Source organism: Streptomyces sp. NPDC002640 (genome assembly GCF_053592575.1).
In genome coordinates this window covers 240,095-260,914 of the sequence record NZ_JBSFVZ010000007.1, presented here as the reverse complement: position 1 = coordinate 260,914, position 20,820 = coordinate 240,095, and the positions used below count along the sequence as shown (strand labels likewise).

Genomic DNA, 20,820 nt, shown 5'->3' with positions numbered 1-20,820 from the left:
CTAAGCTAACACCGATTCAAGGTCGGTGACCTTGTGCGGCGGTAAAGTCTCGCCGCGTTCCCCCGGTGCGAGGCCGCCGCCGTCACCCCTCCAACGTGGTCAGGAGGCGCTGCAGCGAGCCTCCCAGGTTCCACCGCGCGGCGAGTGCCTGGACCATCTCGGGGTCGCGCGGCGCCTTGGGCAGAGCCACCTCCACCTCGGGCAGTGGCACGTCCGAGGCCACCCGCACCACCTTCGGGGCCACCGCCAGGTACGGACGCGACTCGTCCAGGCGGCGGCGCTGTGCGGGGGTGAGCCCGGAGGCGGGGTCGTCCACCGCGGCGACGATCCCGGCCAGGTCGCCGAACCTCTCCAGCAGCTTGGCGGCGGTCTTCTCGCCGATGCCCGGGACGCCCGGCAGGCCGTCGCTCGGGTCGCCGCGCAGCAGCGCCAGGTCGGCGTAGCCGCCACCGTCCACGCCGTACTTCTCCCGCAGCGCCGCCGCGTCCATGATCTGCGGGTTGCCGACGCCCTTCACCGGATAGAGCACCCGGATCCCCCGGGCGTCGTCCACCAGCTGGAACAGGTCGCGGTCGCCGGTGACGATGTCCACCGGACCGGTCGCGCGGGCCGTGAAGGTGCCGATGACGTCGTCGGCCTCGTACCCGGCGACGCCGACCCGGGCGATGCCCAGGGCGTCCAGCACCGCCTCGATCACCGGGACCTGCGGCGAGAGGGTGTCCGGGACCACCTCGGCGTCGGGGCCCTGGGCGTGCTCCTCGGCCACCCGGTGGGCCTTGTAGGAGGGGATCAGCTCCACCCGCCAGGCCGGCCGCCAGTCCGCGTCCATGCAGGCCACCAGCGCGTCGGGGCGGTGGTCCTTCACCAGGCGGTCGATGAAGTCCAGCAGGCCGCGCACGGCGTTCACCGGCATGCCGTCCGGTGCCTTCACCGATTCGGGGACGCCGAAATAGGCGCGGAAGTAGAGGGAGGCGGTGTCGAGAAGCATCAGTCGTCCGGTCACGCCTCGCCATCTTGCCGTACCGGTGATTGAGCCGTGTCTCGAGCGGGACACGAATGTAAGCGTGCCGTGAAGGCGGCTTGAACAAACGTTTGCCTCGGGCGAGGTCGGGCAGGCACGGCTCTTGACCCGACCCGTTGCGCATGCCAACGGACCTCCGATGTCGGGTGGTAGGACGAAGGGCTGAACGTGTCATCCAGGTTGCGGGCCGAGCACGTCTACAAGGTGTTCGGCAGAAGACCCGAGCAAGCGGTGGAGCGACTGCGCAAAGGTGCCGATCGTGAAGAGCTGAGGTCCGACGGCGTCACCGCCGCCGTGATCGACGCCTCGTTCACGGTGGAATCCGGCGAGATCTTCGTGGTCATGGGCCTCTCCGGATCCGGCAAGTCCACGCTGCTGCGCATGCTCAACGGGCTCGCGGAGCCGACCGCCGGCACCGTGAGCTTCGACGGGCAGGACCTGTCCGCGCTGAGCGCCGCCGAGCTGCGCACCCTGCGCTCACGCCGGATCAGCATGGTCTTCCAGCACTTCGCGCTCTTCCCCCACCGCACCGTGCTGCAGAACGCCGCCTACGGCCTGGAGGTCCAGGGCGTGCCGCGCGCCGAGCGGGAGCGGCGCGCCGCCGAGGCGCTCGCGCTGTGCGGCCTGGAGGGCTGGGAGAAGTCCTGGCCCGACGAGCTCTCCGGCGGCATGCGCCAGCGCGTCGGCCTGGCCCGCGCACTGGCCACCGACGCCGACCTGCTGCTGATGGACGAGTCGTTCAGCGCCCTCGACCCGCTGATCCGCCGTGAGATGCAGGACCAGCTCCTGGACCTGCAGAAGACCCTCCACAAGACCATCGTCTTCATCACCCACGACCTCAACGAGGCGATGCGCCTCGGCGACCGGATCGCCGTGATGCGGGACGGCGAGATCGTGCAGATCGGCACCGCCGAGGACATCCTGGTCCGCCCGGAGGGCGAGTACGTCGCCTCCTTCATCCGGGACGTGGACCGCTCCAAGGTGCTCACCGCGGCCTCCGTGATGGACGCCGCCCCGCGCGGCGACGAGGCCGACTGCGGCTGCCCCACCGCCACGCCCGACACCCCGGTCGAGGAACTGTGCGCGATCGGCGCCCGGTCCGGCCACCCGGTCGCCGTGCTGGACGAGGACGGCGAGCTGATCGGCTCGGTCTCCCTGGAACGCCTGGCCGGCGTGATCGGCGACGTCCCCCAGGACGGGGAGGCGGCCGCCTGCGACAGCCCCCGTGACGCGAAGGGGGTGGCCGCCTGATGCCGCGCATCACCTTCGGCGAGTGGGTCGACGCGGGGGTCGACTGGCTCCGCGAGAACGTCGCCTGGTTCTTCGACTTCTGCAAGGCCGTCTTCCTCGGCGCCTTCGACGGCATCAACGCGGTCCTCCAGGCGCCCGAGCCGCTGCTCCTGGCCGGCATCCTCGCCGTCGTCGCCTGGCGCCTGCGGGGCCTGGCGGCCGGTGTCCTCTCCTTCCTGGGCTTCGCCTTCATCGACGCCCTCGGCCTCTGGTCCGACTCCATGATCACGCTGGCGCTGCTCCTGGTGGCGACCGTGATCGCCCTGGTGATCGGGGTGCCGCTCGGCATCTGGGCGGCCCGCTCGGACCGGGTGAGCGCCGTGGTCCGGCCGGTGCTGGACTTCATGCAGACCACCCCGGCGATGATCTACCTGATCCCGGCGATGCTCTTCTTCGGCACCGGCGCCCCGGCGGGCGTCGTCGCCACCCTGATCTTCGCCCTGGCGCCCGGCGTCCGGATGACCGAGCTGGGCATCCGCCAGGTCGACCCGGAGCTCGTCGAGGCGGCCGAGGCCTTCGGCACCACGCGCCGCAACATCCTGCTCCGCGTCCAACTGCCGCTGGCCCTGCCCACCGTGATGGCGGGCGTCAACCAGGTGATCATGCTGGGCCTCTCCATGGCGGCGATCGCCGGCATGGTCGGCACCGGCGGTCTCGGCGGCGCCGTGAACTCCGCCATCGGGCAGCTCGACGTGGGTCTCGGGGCGGAGGCCGGCATCTCCATCGTGATCCTGGCCGTCTACCTGGACCGGATGACCGGCGCGCTGGGCCGCGAGGTCTCCCCGCTGGGCCGTCGCGCCGCCGCCGCGGTCCGCACGACCGGCTTCGCGCGGTTCCTCGGTCACCGCCCCCGCCCGGTCGTCGCCGGGGTCGGCGTGGTCGTGCTCGCGATGGTCGCCGGTCTGCTGGGCGTCTTCGGCGGAGCCGCCGCCGGACCCGCGACCGCGGACGAACCCGGCAACGTCGGCAAGGGCGAGAAGATCACCATCGGCTACGTCACCTGGGAGGAGGCCGTCGCCTCCACCTTCGTCTGGAAGAACATCCTGGAGCAGCGCGGCTTCGAGGTGGAGACCCAGCAGTACGAGGTGGCACCGCTGTACACCGCGCTGGCCAACGGCGACATCGACTTCCAGACCGACGCCTGGCTGCCCACCACCTCCGGCCCGTTCCTGGAGAAGCACGGCGGCAAGGTCGAGCGCCTGGGCGCCTGGTACGGCCCGACCTCGCTGGAGCTCGCCGTCCCCGCCTACATGGACGGCATCGACTCCATGGAGGACCTGAAGGGCCGCGCCGACGAGTTCGACGGGAAGATCACCGGCATCGAGCCCAGCGCCGGCGAGATGGCCCTGCTGAAGGACAAGGTGCTGGGCGCCTACGGCCTGGAGGGCGAGTACCAGGTCCAGGCCAGCTCCACGCCCGCGATGCTCACCGAGCTCAAGCGCGCCTACGAGGCGAAGGAACCCATCGTGGTGACGCTCTGGTCGCCGCACTGGGCGTACAACGACTTCGACCTGAAGAAGCTCAAGGACCCCGAGGGCGCCTGGGGCACCGGCGACAAGATCTACACCCTGGCCCGCGACGGCTTCTCCGGGCAGAACCCGGTCGTCGCCGACTGGCTGCGCGACTTCCGGATGGACGAGAAGCAGCTCACCGGTCTCGAGGCGGAGATCAACGCGGCGGGCAAGGGCAACCACGACAAGGCCGTCAAGGATTGGCTGAAGAAGCACCCCGAACTCGTCGACGCGTGGGCGCCGCTGCCGGAGGGATCCGGCGGCGACAAGGAGACCGAGCGCCCGCTGGAGGTCGCCTGGTTCCCGTGGGAGGAGGACATCGCCATCACCTACCTGTGGAAGCACGTCCTCGAGGAGCGCGGCTACACGATGAACCTCAAGCAGATGGACGTCGGCCCGGTCTACACCGGCCTGGCGGGCGGGGACATCGACCTCAACTTCGACGCCTGGCTGCCGCACGCCCAGGGCAACTTCTGGGCGAAGAGCAAGGACGACCTCGTCGACCTCGGCAGCTGGTACGAACCCACCTCCCTGGAGATCGCGGTGCCCTCCTACGTCAAGGGCATCGACTCGATGGAGGATCTCCGGGGCCGCGCCGACGAGTTCGAGGGCAGGATCGTCGGCATCGAGCCCGGCACCGGCCAGATGAACCTGCTGAAGAAGGACGTGCTGCCCGCCTACGGGCTCGAGGACGAGTACGAGGTCGTCGACAGCTCCACGCCGGCCATGCTTACCGAACTCAAGCGCGCGTACGCGGAGAAGAAGCCCGTCGCGGTCACCCTGTGGTCCCCGCACTGGTCCTACGAGGAGTACGAGCTCACCAAGCTGAAGGACCCGAAGGGGGCCTGGGGCGAGGGCAACAAGATCCACACCATCGCCGCGAAGGACTTCCCCGAGCAGTACCCGAGGCTCGCCGGCTGGATCAAGGGCTTCCGGATGACCGAGAAGGAACTGGCCTCCCTGGAGGCCGAGATCGTCCGCAGGGGCCAGGGCAAGGAGCCCGAGGCCGTCGCCGCCTGGCTCGAGGAACACCCCGACGTGCCGAAGCGGATGACCTCCGGCACCTGACGGCTCCCGGCCGGTCGCCCTCCTCGCGCGCAGCTCGTGCGCAGCTCGTGCACAGGGAGGATTCGAACGGCCACGTAGTGCTACGCTCCCACCCCGGTTGCCCTCGCGGCCGGGGTGGGAGTTCGTCGTTCCGGACCGTCGCGCGGCGGACGCGGGACGTGACGGTTCGTCGAGTTCCGTTTGGCCGGAGGGCCGGGGGTCAAGGAAGTCTGGAGAAGGACTTACCGCACCATGGAGTTACGCGCGGGCCGTCCCGGCGCGCGCCGACACAGCGAGGGAGGGAGCCGGAGCGATGGGCGACCACAAGGAACAGCCCCTGCGGGTGGGGGCGGCCGTCCGGCGGCGCCGCCGCGCGCTGGAGCTCACCCTCGCCGCGGTGGCCGAGCGGAGCGGCCTGTCCGTCCCGTTCCTCAGCCAGATCGAGAACGAGCGGGCACGGCCCAGCCCGCGGTCCCTGGAGAAGGTCGCCGACGCGCTGCGCACCACGGCGGTGGAGCTGCTGGCCGCGGCGGACCCGGCCTGCAGCGTGGACGTGGTGCGGGGCGAGGGCTTCGGCGACGACTCCCGCGGCGGCGCGTCCGCCGCCGGGCCGCACACCGGCGACGAGACCCTCGGGCCGGCCGGGGGAGAGGCGCGGACCCGGACCCTGGTGCGCGGACACCACCAGATGCACGCCACCGAGTTCAGCGGGGAGTACGACGCCGGGCGGGAGTTCCAGCACCGCAACGACGAGCTGATGTACGTCGCCGACGGGGCGGTGGAGGTCGAGGCCGAGGGCCGCGCCTACCGGCTCGGGCGCGGTGACACGCTGTACCTCACCGGCGGCGTCCGGCACCGCTGGCGGGCCACCGAGCCGGGGACGCGGGTGGTGGTGGTCGCGGTCGCCGAGCACATCGAGGCCACGCAGGACCGGGCGCGCTGACGCCCCGCTCCCGCGCGGTCGCTACACCGTCACCGGCGAGGAGACCTGGCCCGCGGGCGCGGGCTCGGCCGGCGGCGCGGGCGGCGGGGGAGACACGGGAGGCGCGGGAGCGGCGAGGAGCCGGCCCCGCAGCAGGCCCCGGGCCGTGTGGAAGGCCGCGGCGGCCCAGGCCGTGACCAGGGCCGCGAAGAGGAGCACCGCGAGGGCGTCGAACACCGCCAGCCCGGTCTGCCGCCCGAGCGCCGTCGCGCCGGTGACGCAGGTGCCCACCGGGAAGGTGAACGCCCACCAGGTCATCGCGAAGCCCATCCCGGCGCGCACCGCCCGCACCAGCAGCGCGGTGGCGAGGGCCAGCCAGAGCAGGGCGAAGCCGGTCACCGGCACGCCGTAGAGCACCGAAGCCGCCCGCAGCGCCTCGGCGAACGGGCCCGGCACGGCGTCCGGGGCGGCCACGGCGAAGTTCCCCGCGGCGGTGGTCGACTGGCCCAGCGGGCCGAGGACCAGGAACAGCGTCGGGGTGAGGGCGAGCGGCAGCGGCCCGGCGGTGAGCAGGCGGGCGACCACGGCCGGCAGTACCACCAGCACCGCCAGCAGGCTGAGACCGAACAGCGCCAGGCACAGGGCCAGCAGGGTCTGCCGGGCGGCGCCCTCGGGCAGGTGCGGGACCAGTTGCGGGCCGAGCGCGGCCGAGACCATCGGCACGACCAGCGGCAGCAGCCAGGCGGGCGCCGCGTCCGCCGCGGACGGGCGGTGACGCACGATCATCAGGTACGGGACCGCGACTGCGGCGACCAACCCGGTCACCGTGCCGGCCGTGAACAGCGTGAGGTCCAGGGCGACGGCGGCGGGCAGCCCGATCCAGTCCCGCCCGACCGTGAGCGCGCCGCCGCCGACCGCCAGCAGCGCCATTGCCGCGCAGCCGTAGAACGGGGCGACGGCCGGGTCCAGCAGGTGACGGCGGGCCTGGTCGCGGTGGTGACGCCAGTGGAGCGCGCGGGCGGCCAGCAGGGCCGCCAGCATCAGCGCGGAGAGCGCCCACACGGCGGTCCACAGGGTCCGCGGCACCCACGGGCCGAGCGGGAGACCGGCTCCCGCCGTGCCGACCACGGCGGTTCCCATGACGGACGCGTACCAGTTGGGGCCGAGATGACGTACCGCGCGGATCATGTCCCCATCGTCCGCGGAGGCGGTCCGGACCGGAAGAGGCCTCGCCCCTATGGGGGCATAAGCTGAGGTTATGAGCAGCTCCGACGATCATCACGCCACCGTGCCCCCGGCCTCCGGGGCCGGCCACGCGGCACCGGACGTCCCCGGGTCGCTGGCCCACCGGGTGCCCGACCTCGGGGCGCTGGAGCTGCTGCTGGCGGTGGCGCGGCTGGGGAGCCTGGGCCGGGCCGCCCGGGAGCTGGGCATCTCGCAGCCGGCGGCCAGCAGCCGGGTGCGGTCCATGGAACGCCACCTGGGGCTGGCCCTGGTCGACCGCTCGCCGCGCGGGTCGCGCCTCACCGACACCGGGCAGCTGGTCGCGGACTGGGCCCGCAAGGTCGTGGAGGCCGCGGCGGCGTTCGACGCGGGCACGCGGGCCCTGAAGGACCGGCGCGACTCGCGGCTGCGGGTGGCGGCGAGCATGACGATCGCCGAGTACCTGCTGCCGGGCTGGCTGATCGCGCTCAGCGAGCGGCGGCCCGGCACGGCGGTGTCGCTGCACGCCGGGAACTCGGCGGAGGTGGCGCGGCGCGTGCGGTCCGGCGAGGCGGACCTCGGGTTCGTCGAAGGGCTCTCCGTGCCGGAGGGGCTGGACTCGGCGGTGGTCGCGCACGACCTGCTGCTGGTGGTCGTCGCGCCCGGGCACCCCTGGGCGCGGCGGCGGCGGCCCGTGCCGGGGGAGGAGCTGGCCGGCACGCCGCTGATCCTGCGGGAGGAGGGGTCCGGGACGCGGCAGGTCCTGGAGGACGCCCTGGGCGGCGTGTCCCGCCCGCTGATCGAGCTGTCCTCCACCACGGCGGTGAAGTCGGCGGCGGTCGGCGGCGCGGGTCCGGCCGTGGTCAGCGAACTGGCGGTCGCCGAGGAGGTCGCGGCGCGGCGCCTGGTCCCGGTGCCCCTCGACCCCGAGGTCCGCCTGCGCCGGGACCTCCGCGCCGTCTGGCCCGCCGGCCACCGCCCGGTGGGACCGGCCAGGGAACTGCTCTCCCTGACCCGCGTCTGAGGCCCCCGCCCACGCCCTGACCCACGCCGTCCGGACCCGTTCAGGCCCGGGCCCCGCTCACGCCCGGACCCGCGCCGCCCAGGCCCGCGCCGTCCGGATCCGCTCTGGCTCGGCCCCGCTCAGGCCCGGACCCCGCTGATGCCCGGACCGCGCCGCCCGGACCTGCTCAGGCCCGGACCCCGCTCAGGCCCGGACCCCGCTCAGGCGCGGACCCCGCTCACGCCCGGTGCCCGCTTAGGCCCGGACCCCGTTGATGCCCGGCCCTGCGCCGCCCGGCCCCGCTTAGGCCCGGACCCCGTTGATGCCCGGCCCCGCACCGCCCGGACCCGCTCAGGCCCGGACCCGCGCCGCCCGGCCCCGCGCCGTCCGGCCCCGCGCCGTCCGGCCCCGCGCCGTCCGGATCCGCTCAGGCCCGGGCCCCGCTCAGGCGCGGACCCGTGTCGCCGAGTCGATCAGGGCGCGCAGCAGGCGGAGGTCGGTGCCCATCTCGGGGTGCCACTGGACGCCCAGGACCCAGTCGGCGCCGGGGCGTTCGACCGCCTCGACCGTCCCGTCGGAGACCGCCCGCGCCGAGACGACCAGGCCCGCCCCCAGCCGCTCCACCGCCTGGTGGTGGTAGGTCGACACCGACGTCACCTCCGGCACCAGCTCGGCGTACCGCGTCCCGGCCACCGGCATCACCGCGTGCCGCCCGAACACCCCCGGCGCCTCCGCGTGGCCGTCCACGTGCTGCGTCAGCGTGCCCCCGAGGGCGACGTTGAGCAACTGCATCCCCCGGCACACCCCCAGCAGCGGCACCCGCGCCCGGAGCGCCGCGTGGATCAGCGCCAGCTCCCACGCGTCCCGCTCGGGCGCCGGCGGCCCGGTGCGCGGGTCCCGCTCGGCGCCGTAGCGCGAGGGATCCACGTCCGGCCCGCCCGCGACGAGCAGCCCGTCCAGCCGCGCCACCGCCTCCGCCGCCCGCTCGGGCGCGTCCGGCGGCAGCAGCAGCGCGATCCCGCCCGCCCCCTGCACCAGCCGGTGGTAGCCGGACGGCAGCAGCGCCGCGTCCAGCTCCCAGGAGCCCCACCGCACCCCCGCCTCCAGGTAGGTGCTGAGCCCGATCAGCGGACGCTCGGACATGAGGCTGCCTCTCTCCCTGGTTCCGCCGGCGCGGCCCCGGTGGTGCCGTTCCGGCCGCGTGACGCCCCCGAGGCCGGTCCTGCCGCACACCCTGATCGTTCCGGCCCGCCTTTTCAACCGGAACGCCACCGGTCACGCCGGACGCACCGGCCCCAGGAGACCGCCGCGCCCCCTTCCCTCGCCGAGTCCGCACGCCCTACGTTAGGCATCGCGGCAGGCCGCAGGGCCTGTGCGTGAGCCTGAAGGAGGACCATCCCGTGGCCGACCGCACACCCCCGCTCGGCGTGGACGAACTCAAGGCCCTGGTGACGGCCGGGGAGATGGACACCGTCGTCCTCGCCTTCACCGACATGCAGGGGCGGTTGCAGGGCAAGCGGTTCGCCGCCCGGTTCTTCCTCGACGAGGTGCTCGACCACGGCACCGAGGGCTGCAACTACCTGCTCGCCGTCGACACCGAGATGAACACCGTCGACGGATACGCCATGTCCTCCTGGGACCACGGCTACGGCGACTTCGCCATGTACCCCGACGTCAGCACCCTGCGCCGGATCCCCTGGCACCCCGGCACCGCCCTGCTCACCGCCGACCTCGCCTGGGCCGACGGCAGCCCGGTGGCCGCCGCGCCCCGCCAGATCCTGCGCCGCCAGCTCGACCGGCTGGCCGCCCACGGGCTCACTGCCCGGGCGGGCACCGAGCTGGAGTTCATCGTCTTCAAGGACACCTACGAGCAGGCCTGGGACGCCGGTTACCGCGGCCTCACCCCGGCCAACCAGTACAACGTCGACTACTCGGTCCTCGGCACCGGCCGGATGGAACCCCTGCTGCGCCGCATCCGCAACGAGATGGGCGCCGCCGGGATGACCGTGGAGTCGGCCAAGGGGGAGTGCAACCCGGGCCAGCACGAGATCGCGTTCCGCTACGACGAGGCGCTGACCACCTGCGACCAGCACGCCCTCTACAAGACCGGTGCCAAGGAGATCGCCTCCCAGGAAGGCGTCTCGCTCACCTTCATGGCCAAGTACAACGAGCGCGAGGGCAACTCCTGCCACGTGCACCTGTCGCTCTGGGACGGTGACGGACGCAGCGTCATGTCCGGCGACGGCGAGCACGGCATGTCCGACACCATGCGGCACTTCCTGGCCGGACAGCTCGCCGCGCTGCGGGAGTTCACGCTGCTGTACGCGCCCAACATCAACTCCTACAAGCGGTTCCAGCCCGGCTCCTTCGCGCCCACCGCCGTCGCCTGGGGCCAGGACAACCGCACCTGCGCGCTCCGCGTCGTCGGACACGGGCAGTCGCTGCGGTTCGAGAACCGGCTGCCCGGCGGCGACGTCAACCCCTACCTGGCGCTGGCCGGGATGGTCGCGGCCGGACTGCACGGCATCGAACGCAAGCTGGAACTCCCCGAGGCCTGCCCGGGCAACGCCTACGCCGCCGGATACCCGCGGGTGCCCGGCACCCTGCGGGACGCGGCCGACCTCTGGGAGCACAGCGACCTCGCCCGCGCCGCCTTCGGCGACGAGGTGGTCGACCACTACCTGAACATGGCCCGCGTCGAGGTCGCCGCCTTCGACGCCGCCGTCACCGACTGGGAGCTGCGCCGCTCCTTCGAACGACTGTGAGGCCGCGCATGACCGAATCCGCCAGCCTCGACGTGCTCGACCCCTCCACCGGGGAGACCATCGCCTCCGTCCCCGGCGCCACCGCCGCGGACGTCGACGACGCCGTGCGACGGGCCGCCCGCGCCCAGACCGGCTGGGCGGCGCTCGCCCCGGGCGAACGGGCCCGGCTGCTCCGCCGCTTCGCGGCCGTCGTCGACGGACACCTCGAAGAACTGGCCCAGTTGGAGGTCCGGGAGGCCGGACACACCGTCGGCAACGCCCGCTGGGAGGCCGGCAACGTCCGTGACCTGCTGGACTACGCGGCAGGCGGCGTGGAACGGCTCACCGGCCGCCAGATCCCGGTGGCCGGCGGCATCGACGTCACCTTCCTGGAACCGCTCGGCGTCATCGGCGTGATCGTGCCGTGGAACTTCCCGATGCCCATCGCCGCCTGGGGCTTCGCCCCCGCCCTGGCCGCGGGCAACGCGGTCGTCCTCAAGCCCGCCGAGACCACCCCGCTCACCGCCCTGCGCCTGGCCGAACTCGCCCTGGAGGCGGGGCTGCCCGAGGACCTGCTGCAGGTGCTCCCCGGACGCGGTGACGTCGCGGGCGAGGCGCTGGTGCGGCACCCCGGCGTCGCCAAGATCGTCTTCACCGGGTCGTCCCGGGTCGGCCGGCGGGTGATGGCGCTCTGCTCCGAGCAGGTCAAGCGGATCACCCTGGAACTCGGCGGCAAGAGCCCCAACATCGTCTTCGCCGACGCCGACCTGGAGGCCGCCGCTGCCGCCGCCCCCATGGCCTTCCTCGACAACGCCGGCCAGGACTGCTGCGCCCGCACCCGCATCCTGGTGCAGCGGCCGGTGTACGACCGGTTCCTGGAACTGCTGGAACCCGCCGTCGAGTCGGTGCGGGTGGGGGACCCGGCCGACGAGCGGACCCAGATGGGCCCGCTGATCTCCCGCGCCCAGCTCGAGCGGGTCGGCGCCTACGTGGAGGGCGCCCACGGCGACGGCGCCACGCCCGCCATCCGCGGCAAGGCGCCCGAGGGACCCGGCTTCTGGTTCCCGCCGACCGTGCTCACCGGACTCTCCCCGGAGGCCCCCGCGGCGTGCGAGGAGATCTTCGGGCCGGTCGCCGTGGTGCTGCCCTTCGAGGACGAGGCGGACGCCGTCCGGCTCGCCAACGGCACCGAGTACGGCCTCTCCGGCTCGCTGTGGACCCGTGACGTGGGCCGCGCCCTGCGGGTCTCCCGCGCCGTACGGGCCGGAAACCTGTCGGTCAACTCCCACTCCAGCGTCCGCTACTGGACCCCCTTCGGTGGCTTCGGCGCGTCCGGCATCGGCCGCGAACTCGGCCCGGACGCCCTGGCCGCCTTCACCGAGACCAAGAACGTCTTCATCAGCACGGAGGGCACCGACCGATGACCGACACCAGCCAGACCGGCACCGGCCGGGAAGCCGTCTGCCGCCGCCTCGTCGGCCGTACCGCCGTCGTCACCGGCGCCGGCAGCGGCATCGGACTGGCCACCGTGCGACGGCTCGCCGCCGAGGGCGCGCACGTCGTCTGCGGCGACGTCGACGAGACCACCGGCAAGGCCGCCGCCGACGAGGTCGGCGGCACCTTCGTCCAGGTCGACGTCACCGACCCCGAACAGGTCGAGGCGCTGTTCCGCACCGCGTACGAGACCTACGGCTCGGTCGACATCGCCTTCAACAACGCCGGCATCTCCCCGCCCGACGACGACTCCATCCTGGACACCGGCCTGGAGGCCTGGAAGCGGGTCCAGGAGGTCAACCTGACCTCGGTCTACCTGTGCTGCAAGGCCGCCATCCCCTACATGCGGCGGCAGGGCCGGGGCTCCATCATCAACACCGCGTCCTTCGTCGCCCGGATGGGCGCGGCCACCTCGCAGATCTCCTACACCGCCTCCAAGGGCGGCGTGCTGGCCATGTCCCGCGAACTCGGCGTGCAGTTCGCCCGGGAGGGCATCCGGGTCAACGCCCTCTGCCCCGGGCCCGTCAACACCCCCCTGCTGCGGGAGTTGTTCGCCAAGGACCCGGAGCGCGCCGCGCGCCGGCTGGTGCACATCCCGGTGGGCCGGTTCGCCGAGGCCGAGGAGATCGCCGCCGCGGTGGCCTTCCTCGCCAGCGACGACTCCTCCTTCGTCAACGCCACCGACTTCCTGGTGGACGGCGGCATCTCGGGCGCGTACGTCACGCCCCTGTAGCGGACACAGGTGTACGGTCCCGGGCATATGGGACACCTGACGTACCGCCGCCTGCTCCTCCGGGCCGCCCGGACCCTCGCCGCGGCCACCACGCTGGTGGCCGCGGCGGTTCCGTCCTCGGCCGCCCCGGCCGCTTCAGCCGCTTCAGCCGCCTCGGCCGTCGGGGCCGACCGGGAGACCCGCTGCCCCCGGCTCACGGGGGAGTGGAGCGGTGACAACCGGGAGCGGCTGCAGCGGCTGATCGACACCCGCGGCCCGTGCGCCACCGGCCGGCGGGGCGCGCCGCCGGTCGCGGTCTTCGACTGGGACAACACCGTCGTCAAGAACGACGTCACCGACGCCACCCTGTCGTGGGCACTGCGCCACGACCGGCTGCGGCGCCCCGCCGACTGGTCCGACACCAGCCCCTGGCTCACCCCCGCTGCCGAGACCGCCCTGCGCACCGCCTGCGGGCGCAAGCCGGCGGGCGGGGCCATGCCGACCTCCGCGATGCCGGCCTGTGCCGACGAGATCTCGCTGATCCGCGAGACCGCCCGCACCGCCGCCGGCGCACCCGCCTTCGCCGGGAACTGGAACCACCGCCGCACCGTGCCGCAGTACGCCTGGGTGCCCCGGCTGTTCGCCGGACTCACCCCGCAGGAGGTCCGCGAGATCGCCTCCGCCGCGCGCAAGGAGGCGCTGGCCGCGCCGGTCGGGTCCACCGTCCGGCTGGGCACCCGGTCCGTGCCGGGCTGGGTCCGCCCCTACGAACAGCAGCGGGAGCTGATCCGGGCGCTGCAGCGGGCCGGGTTCGCGGTGTACGTGGTCTCCGCCGGGTTCGAACCCGTCACCGAGGTCTGGGCGCGGCCGGTCGGGGTGGACGCCGCGCACACCGTCGCCATCCGCCCCGTCACCGACGCCCGGGGCCGGATCACCATGGAGGCCGAGGGCTGCGGGGCGGTGGGCGCCAACAGGGGCGAGGCCATCCCCTACGTCGACGGCAAGCGCTGCTGGGTCAACGAGACGATCTACGGGGTCCGCGGCGCCGCCGCCTGGCAGCGGCAGCAGCCCGCGCGACGGCCCCTGCTGGGCGCCGGGGACGCGGACACCGACGTCACCTTCGTCGGCGACGCCACCGGACTGCGGGTGGTGCTGGACCGGCGGAAGCCGGAGATCCTCTGCCGGGCCCGCGACAACGCCGACGGCCGGTGGCTGGTCCAGCCGATGTTCATCGAGCCGCTCCCCGCGGAGCGCGGCCACCACCCGTGCTCGACCACCGCCTTCACCCGCCCCGACGGCACCGGCGCGCCGGTCCGCCGGGACGACGGCACGGTGATCCCCGACCAGCCGCTGTAGGACCGCCCGGGCGTTGGGACCGCCCGGGCGTAGGGAGCGCCCAGGCGTTGGGAGCGCCCGGGCCCGCGGCTCACAGGAAGGTCATGCCCTCGCCCCGGTAGGTCGGCACCGTGCGGACGACCCGGTCGCCCTCGACCAGGTGGAGCGCGGCGAAGCGTTCGCACAGCTCGCCCGCCTTGGCGTGGCGGAACCACACCCGGTCGCCCACGAGCAGGTCGTCCGCCGCCGGCCCCATCAGCGGCGTCTGCACCTCCCCGGCGCCCTCCATCGGGTCGTACCGCAGCCCCTCCGGCAGGTACGGCTGCGGGAGCCGGTCCCGGCCGGGGGCGCCGGAGGCCGGGTAGCCGCCGCCCAGGACCGTCACCACGCCCACACCGGGACGCCGGACCACCGGCTGGGCGAACAGGGCGGCGGGGCGGGCCCGGAAGGACGTGTAGTCGTCGAACAGCCGCGGCGCGAACAGGCCCGAACCGGCGGCGATCTCCGTGACCGCCTCCTCCGCCGCCGTGTGCTGCACGCTCCCGGTGCCGCCGCCGTTGACGAACTCCAGGTGCGGCGCGGCCTCCCGCACCGCGCGGACCGCCGCCGCCCGGCGCGCCGCCAGCTCACGCCGCGCCGCCGCCTGCATCAGCCGCACCGCGCGGGACTTCAGCGGCTTCCCCGCCACCGCGTCCCCCACCCCGGCGACATGGCCCTCGTACGCCATCAGGCCCACCAGCCGGAAGCCCGGCCGCCCGGCCACCGCCCGCGCCAGCTCCGCCAGTCGCTCCGGGGCGTGCAGCGGCGAGCGCCGGGCGCCCACCCGGACCCGTCCGCCCAGCAGCCGCAGCGAGGTGTCCAGTTCGAGGCAGACCCGGACCGTCTCCCCGCCGCCGCCCCGCGCCTCGTCGATCAGCCGCAGCTGCGCCGGGTCGTCCACCATCACCGTCACCGCGGCGGCCAGCTTGGGGTCGGAGCAGAGCTCGGCGAAGGCGGAGCTGTCCGCGGACGGATAGGCGCACAGCACGTCCTCGAAGCCCGCCCGGGCCAGCCACAGCGACTCGGGCAGTGTGAAGGACATGATCCCGGCGAACCCCGGGCGGGCCAGCACGCGTTCGAGCAGGGCGCGGCAGCGCACCGACTTGCTGGCCACCCGGACCGGCTTGCCGCCCGCCCGGCGGACCAGGTCGTCGGCGTTGGCGTCGAAGGCCTCCACATCGACCACGGCCAGAGGGGCGTCGAGGTGTGCGGTGGCCCGGTCGTACCGGGTGCGATCGGTGGCTCGGGCTGTCATGAACGCAGACTGCCAGGCATGGGCACGCCAGGGTAGGGGGACGATCCGGGCAGATGCCGCGACGCCGAGAACCGGTTCCCCGACCGGGCGCGTCTGGCCGTAGAGTGACGCGCACACCAGGCACGGAGGCGGGGGTGGAGATGAGCACGGAAGCGCGCCGTCCGTTCCCCCCGGCCCGGCCGCCGCACGATCCCCCACCCTCTCCCATGACCGTTCCCCCGCACCGCCGCGAGAGCGCGGACCAGGCCCGCGACCGGACGCCGCCGCCACCCGCCGCGTCCGCGCGCTTCCCCGACGCGCCGCCCGCCGTGGGCTCCCGGCCGACGGCCCAGGAGACCACCGTCCGGCTGCGTCCGGTCCCGTCCGGTCCCGCCGCCCCGAGGCCGCCCGCTTCTGCCGCCCCGAGGCCGCCCGCTTCCGCCGCCCCGGTGTCTCCGGCTTCCGCCGCCCCGTCGGGCGCCCCGTCCGGCGAGCGCGCGGCCGTGCCGCCGCCGTGGGGGCCGCCCGTGGCCGGGACCTCCGCGACGGTGACGCCGGCATCCGCGCCCGCCGCGCCCCTCCGTCCGCGGGGACGGGGGCGGCTGGGGGCGGCGCTGGCCTGCGGACTGCTCGGCACCGGACTGCTGGCCGCCGGCACCACCGCCGCGGTCACCGGCGGCGGGGAGGGCGGAGGCGACGCCTACGCCGAGGCCCGCTCCCTGTGGCGCACCACCCCGGTCGACGAGCTCTTCCCGCCCACCGTCAAGGGCCGGGACCTGGGCCCCGGCGGCGCGGACCGCACCTGGAACCGCGTCGCGGTCGCCCCCGACAGCGGGTGCTCCGACGCCTTCGACCCCGCGCTGCACAAGACCCTCGCCGCCGTCGGCTGCGAACGCCTGCTCCGCGCCACCTACACCGACGCCACCGGCAGCCACCTGGTCACCGTCGGCCTGCTCTTCACCGAGGGCGACGCCGACGAGATGCGGGCCCTGCGCACCCGGGTGCGGGAGGACGGGCTGGACGTCGGCGCCGACCGGCTGCCCCGCCCGTACGCGGCCGAGGGCACCCCCGCCGAGGGGTTCGGCGACGGTCAGCGCGCGTCCTGGGCGCTGGACGTGCTGACCGAGGCCCCCGTGATCGTCTACGCCGTCTCCGGCTGGGCGGACGGACGGCCGGTGGAGAAGCCGGTGCCCGCGCCGGAGGCCCTCCAGGGCTCCACCAACGCGGCCCCCGCCCAGGCCGGACTCGGTCACGACGCCGGCCGGCTGGCCGGCCTGTTCGCCGAGGACGTGCGCAGGACCGTCGCCCCCTACCGGGAGACCCCCTCGTGAGCGACACCGCCGACACTGCCGACACCGCCGACGCCCCCGCCCGCCGCCCGGTGCGCCGGGGCCGCCGCCGGGGGGCCGCGCTGGCCGCCGTGCTGGGCGCGACCCTGGTGCTGCTGCCCCTCCCCGTGGCGCACGCCGACCTGATCCGGGACGGGCAGTGGGCCCTGCGGGAGCTGCGCGCGGAACAGGCCTGGCGGACCACGCGCGGCGAGGGCGTCACCGTCGCGGTGCTCGACACCGGCGTCGACCCGGACCACCCCGATCTCGCGGGCAACGTCCTGCGGGGCAAGGACCTGGTCGGCTTCGGCGCCGGACCGGGCGACGACGCCTGGGCCGGGCACGGCACCGCCATGGCCGGCATCATCGCCGGTCACGGCCACGGCTGGAACGACGGGGACGGCGTCATGGGGCTGGCGCCCGAGGCCCGGATCCTCCCGGTGCGGGTGATCCTCGAGGAGGACGACCCGCAGCTCGCCAAGGCCCGACGCACCCGCGCCGACGCGCTCGCCGAGGGCATCCGCTGGGCCGTCGACCACGGCGCGGACGTCATCAACCTCTCGCTGGGCGACGACTCCCGGTCCGCGCACCCCGAGCGGGAGCAGGACGAGGCGGTGCAGTACGCCCTGGCCAAGGGGGTCGTGGTGGTGGCCTCGGCCGGCAACGGCGGCGAGTCCGGCAACCGGGTGTCCTACCCGGCGGCGTACCCCGGGGTCATCGCGGTGACGGCGGTCGACCAGGACGGGAAGCGGGCCGACTTCTCCACGCGGCGCTGGTACGCCACGGTCAGCGCGCCGGGCGTGGACGTGGTCACGGCCGACCCGGACGGGCAGTACTACGAAGGCTGGGGCACCAGCGCGGCGGCGGCATGGGTGTCCGGCGCGGCGGCGCTCCTGAAGTCCGCGCACCCGGACCTGTCGCCGGCCCAGGTGAAGCGGCTGCTCGAGGACACGGCCCGGGACACGCCCGACGGCGGACGGGACGACTCCCGGGGGCACGGGCTGCTCGACCCGGTTGCCGCGCTGGCGGCGGCGGAGAAGGCGGGACCGGAGGAGCGGCGGGTGGCGGCGCACCCCTACCGCGAGCGGTACTTCGGGGACGGGCCCGGGGACGCGGCCGGGGACCCCGGCGCGCCGGGGTGGGCGTACCCCGCGGCGGGGGCCGGCGTGGTCCTCCTCCTCGGCGCGACGGCCCTCGCCCGCGGCCGCCGCGGCACCTGACCCCGCCGTCACGCGAGCCGCGGCGGGCGGACGCGCCCCGCGCTCGGGCCGCGCGGGGCCTACGGCCCGCGCCTGAGGGCCGTAGGCCCCGCCCGGCCGTGCGGAGCGCGGGGATAGGGTCGGGGCGTGAAGAAGAACATCCCCGATCCCGGGTTCGCGGACGACGACGGGTCCGCGGATCCGCGCCTCGCCGCCGCGCTTCGGGCGTGGTCCGAGGACCGCGCCGCCCACGGCCCCGTGCTGGAGGCCCTGAAGGACGCCCGCCTCCTCGTCCCCGTCGTCGCCGTCCTCGGCGAGGTGGAGGAGGACGAGAACGGTCTGCGCCGGGAGAAGACCAGCGACATGGCCGTGCCGACCCTGAAGGCCGGCCACCGCACCGCGCTGCCCGCCTTCACCTCCACCGAGGCGCTCGCCCTCTGGGACCCGGAGGCCCGGCCCGTCGCCGTCCCGCTGCACCAGGCCCTCCAGGCCGCCGCGCACGAGAAGGCGGACACGGTCGTCCTGGACCTCGCCGGTCCGGTGCCCTACGAGCTCAACCGTCCCGCGCTGCTGGCGCTGGCCGAGGGCCGGACCTCGGTGGACCCGCTGGCCGACCCCGCCGTCGCCGCCGCGGTGCGCGCGACCGTGGCGGCCGAGCCCGCCGTCGGCCGGGCGTACCTGTTGCCGGGGGAGCGGGACGGGATGCTGGCGCTGGTCCTCGACGACCCGGAGGCCGCGGCCGCGGTGGTCCGGTCCGTCGCCGGGCGGCTCGCCGCCGACGAAACGCTGAGGGCCCGCCTGCTGCGCGGTCTCGACCTGGCGGTGGTGCCGGCCGGGACCCCGCTGCCGGGCGAGCCCCTCTACGTGCGCTAGACCCCCGACCACTTCCAGGTCGCCCAGGACATCTACATCGAGTACGGGGCCGTCAGCCCCAGACGGGGCCCGTGTACTTCTCGCCCGGGCCCTGTCCCGGCTCGTCCGGGACGGCCGAGGCCTCGCGGAAGGCGAGCTGCAGCGACTTCAGGCCGTCCTTCAGCGGGGCGGCGTGGAAGGAGCTGATCTCGGTGGCGCTCGCGTCGAGCAGGCCGGCCAGCGCGTGGATCAGCTTGCGGGCCTCGTCGAGGTCCTTGTACCGGTCACCCTCCTCGGTGAGGCCGAGGTTGACCGCGGCGGCGCTCATCAGGTTGACGGCGACCGTCACGATGACCTCGACGGCCGGAACCTCCGCGATGTCGCGGGTCATGGCGTCGAAGTCGGGCGTCGCGGCGGTGTCGGCGTGTTCGGCGTGCTCGTGCGCGCCCGAGGGGGAGGTCTCACTCATGGATGACACGATAGGCGCAGGCCCCGCGCCCCTCGCGGCCGGGAGCCGGGGCGCCGGACCCCGGCGGGCACCGGTTAGCGCACCACTCCCGGAGCTGCTAACCTAGTGTGACGACCGGCCGGACACGTGCGTCGCGAAACTTTTCGGGACCGCGGAACCGGCCCACAAGTGGAGTCCTTCGAACTCCCACCTGGCTGCCCTCCGGGCGGCGGGTCACCGGTCAGCGAAGGCCGTCCGTTCCAGGACGTCGTTCGCCGAATGCGCGCCCCGCGACGCTCGCGGCGGTGCTCCGGTAGCAGTTCGAGGAGCCCCGCCTGTGAGACCGTGCGGGGCATTTTTCTTGTCCCGGCGCGGTTAGGTCCGACGAAGACATAGACGTCCGCGGCTGTCATGCCAGGCTGCCGCGTGGTGCTACCGAGGAGGATCCATCAGCGCCGAGCCCCGCATCAACGACCGGATTCGCGTTCCCGAGGTGCGACTTGTCGGTCCCAGCGGCGAGCAGGTCGGGATTGTCCCGCTTGCCAAGGCCCTGGAGCTTGCGCAGGAGTACGACCTGGACCTGGTCGAGGTCGCGGCGAACGCCCGTCCGCCCGTGTGCAAGCTCATGGACTACGGGAAGTTCAAGTACGAGTCGGCCATGAAGGCCCGTGAGGCGCGCAAGAACCAGGCGCACACGGTCATCAAGGAGATGAAGCTCCGGCCGAAGATCGACCCGCACGACTACGACACCAAGAAGGGTCACGTCGTCCGGTTCCTCAAGCAGGGCGACAAGGTCAAGATCACGATCATGTTCCGCGGTCGTGAGCAGTCCCGCCCCGAACTGGGCTACCGACTGCTGCAGCGTCTCGCGGAGGATGTGGCCGACCTCGGGTTCGTCGAGTCGAACCCGAAGCAGGACGGCCGCAACATGATCATGGTCCTCGGTCCGCACAAGAAGAAGACCGAGGCGATGGCCGAGGCCCGCGAGGCCCAGGCGGCCCGCAAGGCGGATGCGAAGGCCAACCCCGGCAAGTCGCAGAACGCCGCCGAGGCCCCCGCCGACGGCCAGGCCGAGGCTTCGTCCGACGCCTGATCATCCCGGGCGCCCGATCCTTCGATCAGGCCCCAGGGTGTGTCCACCGAAAAACAGCGACGCTCCACAGGTGCCCGGCCTGGCCGCCGAGAGGCAGCCGAACCGGGCACCGGAGCGCCACCGACGAGGAGAGAACGGCGCTATGCCGAAGAACAAGTCGCACAGCGGTGCCAGCAAGCGCTTCAAGATCACCGGCTCCGGCAAGGTGCTCCGCGAGCGCGCCGGCAAGCGCCACCTGCTCGAGCACAAGTCGTCCCGTCTGACGCGTCGCCTCACCGGCAACGCCGAGATGGCCCCGGGCGACGCCAAGAAGATCAAGAAGCTTCTCGGCAAGTGACGTCCCGG

General features: G+C 74.3%; 18 protein-coding genes. 13 read left to right on the top strand and 5 right to left on the bottom strand.

Annotation, left to right across the window (positions count from 1 at the left end):
* Positions 1 to 82: 82 nt before the first annotated feature.
* On the bottom strand, positions 83 to 988 hold the full coding sequence (locus tag ACWD3O_RS12540; protein ID WP_451415833.1) for a 5'-3' exonuclease: 906 nt from the start codon (positions 986 to 988) through the stop codon (positions 83 to 85).
* A gap of 201 nt (positions 989 to 1,189) precedes the next feature.
* On the opposite strand from ACWD3O_RS12540, the gene ACWD3O_RS12535 reads away from it, so the two are divergent.
* The 3 genes from ACWD3O_RS12535 to ACWD3O_RS12525 all read left to right on the top strand — a co-directional run bounded on the left by ACWD3O_RS12535 (position 1,190) and on the right by ACWD3O_RS12525 (position 5,812).
* Entirely contained in the window at positions 1,190 to 2,272 is a 1,083-nt protein-coding gene (locus ACWD3O_RS12535) for a quaternary amine ABC transporter ATP-binding protein (protein WP_451415811.1), read from the top strand.
* Entirely contained in the window at positions 2,272 to 4,890 is a 2,619-nt protein-coding gene (locus ACWD3O_RS12530; RefSeq protein WP_451415810.1) for an ABC transporter permease/substrate binding protein, read from the top strand. Before ACWD3O_RS12535 ends, ACWD3O_RS12530 begins: the two co-directional genes overlap by 1 nt.
* Positions 4,891 to 5,182: 292 nt before the next feature.
* A complete protein-coding gene (locus ACWD3O_RS12525) occupies positions 5,183 to 5,812 on the top strand; it encodes a helix-turn-helix domain-containing protein (protein ID WP_451411065.1) in 630 nt (209 codons plus the stop codon).
* A gap of 21 nt (positions 5,813 to 5,833) precedes the next feature.
* On the opposite strand, the gene ACWD3O_RS12520 is transcribed toward ACWD3O_RS12525, so the two are convergent.
* Positions 5,834 to 6,979, bottom strand: coding sequence for a TDT family transporter (locus tag ACWD3O_RS12520; RefSeq protein WP_451415809.1), 1,146 nt, complete (start codon positions 6,977 to 6,979; stop codon positions 5,834 to 5,836).
* A gap of 70 nt (positions 6,980 to 7,049) precedes the next feature.
* Between ACWD3O_RS12520 and ACWD3O_RS12515 the strand changes: the two genes are divergently transcribed.
* A complete protein-coding gene (locus ACWD3O_RS12515) occupies positions 7,050 to 8,018 on the top strand; it encodes a LysR family transcriptional regulator (RefSeq protein ID WP_451411063.1) in 969 nt (322 codons plus the stop codon).
* A 423-nt stretch (positions 8,019 to 8,441) separates the two neighbouring features.
* Here ACWD3O_RS12515 and ACWD3O_RS12510 read toward each other — a convergent pair whose 3' ends face one another.
* A complete protein-coding gene (locus tag ACWD3O_RS12510) occupies positions 8,442 to 9,140 on the bottom strand; it encodes a gamma-glutamyl-gamma-aminobutyrate hydrolase family protein (RefSeq protein WP_451415808.1) in 699 nt (232 codons plus the stop codon).
* 257 nt (positions 9,141 to 9,397) lie between these two features.
* Between ACWD3O_RS12510 and ACWD3O_RS12505 the strand changes: the two genes are divergently transcribed.
* Genes ACWD3O_RS12505 through ACWD3O_RS12490 form a run of 4 tightly spaced genes read left to right on the top strand, consistent with a single transcriptional unit; the run spans position 9,398 to position 14,303 of the window.
* Positions 9,398 to 10,762 (top strand): glutamine synthetase family protein, encoded by a 1,365-nt coding sequence (locus ACWD3O_RS12505; RefSeq protein WP_451415807.1) that lies wholly within the window; start codon positions 9,398 to 9,400, stop codon positions 10,760 to 10,762.
* A gap of 8 nt (positions 10,763 to 10,770) precedes the next feature.
* Positions 10,771 to 12,165 (top strand): aldehyde dehydrogenase family protein, encoded by a 1,395-nt coding sequence (locus ACWD3O_RS12500; RefSeq protein ID WP_451415806.1) that lies wholly within the window; start codon positions 10,771 to 10,773, stop codon positions 12,163 to 12,165.
* On the top strand, positions 12,162 to 12,968 hold the full coding sequence (locus tag ACWD3O_RS12495) for a 3-oxoacyl-ACP reductase (RefSeq protein ID WP_451411059.1): 807 nt from the start codon (positions 12,162 to 12,164) through the stop codon (positions 12,966 to 12,968). The genes ACWD3O_RS12500 and ACWD3O_RS12495 overlap by 4 nt, the downstream gene beginning before the upstream one ends.
* A gap of 27 nt (positions 12,969 to 12,995) precedes the next feature.
* Positions 12,996 to 14,303, top strand: a complete 1,308-nt coding sequence (locus ACWD3O_RS12490; protein ID WP_451415805.1) for a haloacid dehalogenase-like hydrolase — start codon at positions 12,996 to 12,998, stop codon at positions 14,301 to 14,303.
* A 70-nt stretch (positions 14,304 to 14,373) separates the two neighbouring features.
* Here the strand turns inward: ACWD3O_RS12490 and ACWD3O_RS12485 are convergent, their stop codons facing one another.
* Positions 14,374 to 15,576: an amino acid deaminase/aldolase gene (locus ACWD3O_RS12485; RefSeq protein ID WP_451415804.1), complete on the bottom strand. Its 1,203-nt coding sequence runs from the start codon at positions 15,574 to 15,576 to the stop codon at positions 14,374 to 14,376.
* Between the two features lie 506 nt (positions 15,577 to 16,082).
* Here ACWD3O_RS12485 and ACWD3O_RS12480 point away from each other — a divergent pair.
* The 3 genes from ACWD3O_RS12480 (at position 16,083) to ACWD3O_RS12470 (ending at position 18,955) form a co-directional block, all read left to right on the top strand.
* The gene (locus ACWD3O_RS12480; protein WP_451415803.1) at positions 16,083 to 16,886 is read left to right on the top strand and encodes a hypothetical protein; all 804 of its coding nucleotides are present in this window, start codon (positions 16,083 to 16,085) and stop codon (positions 16,884 to 16,886) included.
* Positions 16,887 to 16,936: 50 nt separating this feature from the next.
* Positions 16,937 to 18,103, top strand: coding sequence for a type VII secretion-associated serine protease mycosin (mycP, locus tag ACWD3O_RS12475; protein ID WP_451415832.1), 1,167 nt, complete (start codon positions 16,937 to 16,939; stop codon positions 18,101 to 18,103).
* Between the two features lie 126 nt (positions 18,104 to 18,229).
* Entirely contained in the window at positions 18,230 to 18,955 is a 726-nt protein-coding gene (locus ACWD3O_RS12470) for an SseB family protein (protein WP_451415802.1), read from the top strand.
* Between the two features lie 52 nt (positions 18,956 to 19,007).
* Here the strand turns inward: ACWD3O_RS12470 and ACWD3O_RS12465 are convergent, their stop codons facing one another.
* Entirely contained in the window at positions 19,008 to 19,403 is a 396-nt protein-coding gene (locus tag ACWD3O_RS12465) for a DUF1844 domain-containing protein (protein ID WP_356138047.1), read from the bottom strand.
* Positions 19,404 to 19,830: 427 nt separating this feature from the next.
* On the opposite strand from ACWD3O_RS12465, the gene infC reads away from it, so the two are divergent.
* Both infC and rpmI read left to right on the top strand, forming a co-directional pair.
* A complete protein-coding gene (infC, locus tag ACWD3O_RS12460; RefSeq protein ID WP_451411086.1) occupies positions 19,831 to 20,475 on the top strand; it encodes a translation initiation factor IF-3 in 645 nt (214 codons plus the stop codon).
* Positions 20,476 to 20,617: 142 nt separating this feature from the next.
* On the top strand, positions 20,618 to 20,812 hold the full coding sequence (gene rpmI / locus ACWD3O_RS12455) for a 50S ribosomal protein L35 (RefSeq protein ID WP_003947156.1): 195 nt from the start codon (positions 20,618 to 20,620) through the stop codon (positions 20,810 to 20,812).
* Positions 20,813 to 20,820: the final 8 nt, after the last annotated feature.

Coding starts and splice junctions, on each gene's coding strand:
- ACWD3O_RS12540 (WP_451415833.1), bottom strand. CDS start 988: ATGCTTCTCGACACCGCCTCCCTCTACTTCCGCGCCTATTTCGGCGTC.
- ACWD3O_RS12530 (WP_451415810.1), top strand. CDS start 2,272: ATGCCGCGCATCACCTTCGGCGAGTGGGTCGACGCGGGGGTCGACTGG.
- ACWD3O_RS12525 (WP_451411065.1), top strand. CDS start 5,183: ATGGGCGACCACAAGGAACAGCCCCTGCGGGTGGGGGCGGCCGTCCGG.
- ACWD3O_RS12520 (WP_451415809.1), bottom strand. CDS start 6,979: ATGATCCGCGCGGTACGTCATCTCGGCCCCAACTGGTACGCGTCCGTC.
- ACWD3O_RS12515 (WP_451411063.1), top strand. CDS start 7,050: ATGAGCAGCTCCGACGATCATCACGCCACCGTGCCCCCGGCCTCCGGG.
- ACWD3O_RS12510 (WP_451415808.1), bottom strand. CDS start 9,140: ATGTCCGAGCGTCCGCTGATCGGGCTCAGCACCTACCTGGAGGCGGGG.
- ACWD3O_RS12500 (WP_451415806.1), top strand. CDS start 10,771: ATGACCGAATCCGCCAGCCTCGACGTGCTCGACCCCTCCACCGGGGAG.
- ACWD3O_RS12495 (WP_451411059.1), top strand. CDS start 12,162: ATGACCGACACCAGCCAGACCGGCACCGGCCGGGAAGCCGTCTGCCGC.
- ACWD3O_RS12490 (WP_451415805.1), top strand. CDS start 12,996: ATGGGACACCTGACGTACCGCCGCCTGCTCCTCCGGGCCGCCCGGACC.
- ACWD3O_RS12485 (WP_451415804.1), bottom strand. CDS start 15,576: ATGACAGCCCGAGCCACCGATCGCACCCGGTACGACCGGGCCACCGCA.
- ACWD3O_RS12465 (WP_356138047.1), bottom strand. CDS start 19,403: ATGAGTGAGACCTCCCCCTCGGGCGCGCACGAGCACGCCGAACACGCC.
- rpmI (WP_003947156.1), top strand. CDS start 20,618: ATGCCGAAGAACAAGTCGCACAGCGGTGCCAGCAAGCGCTTCAAGATC.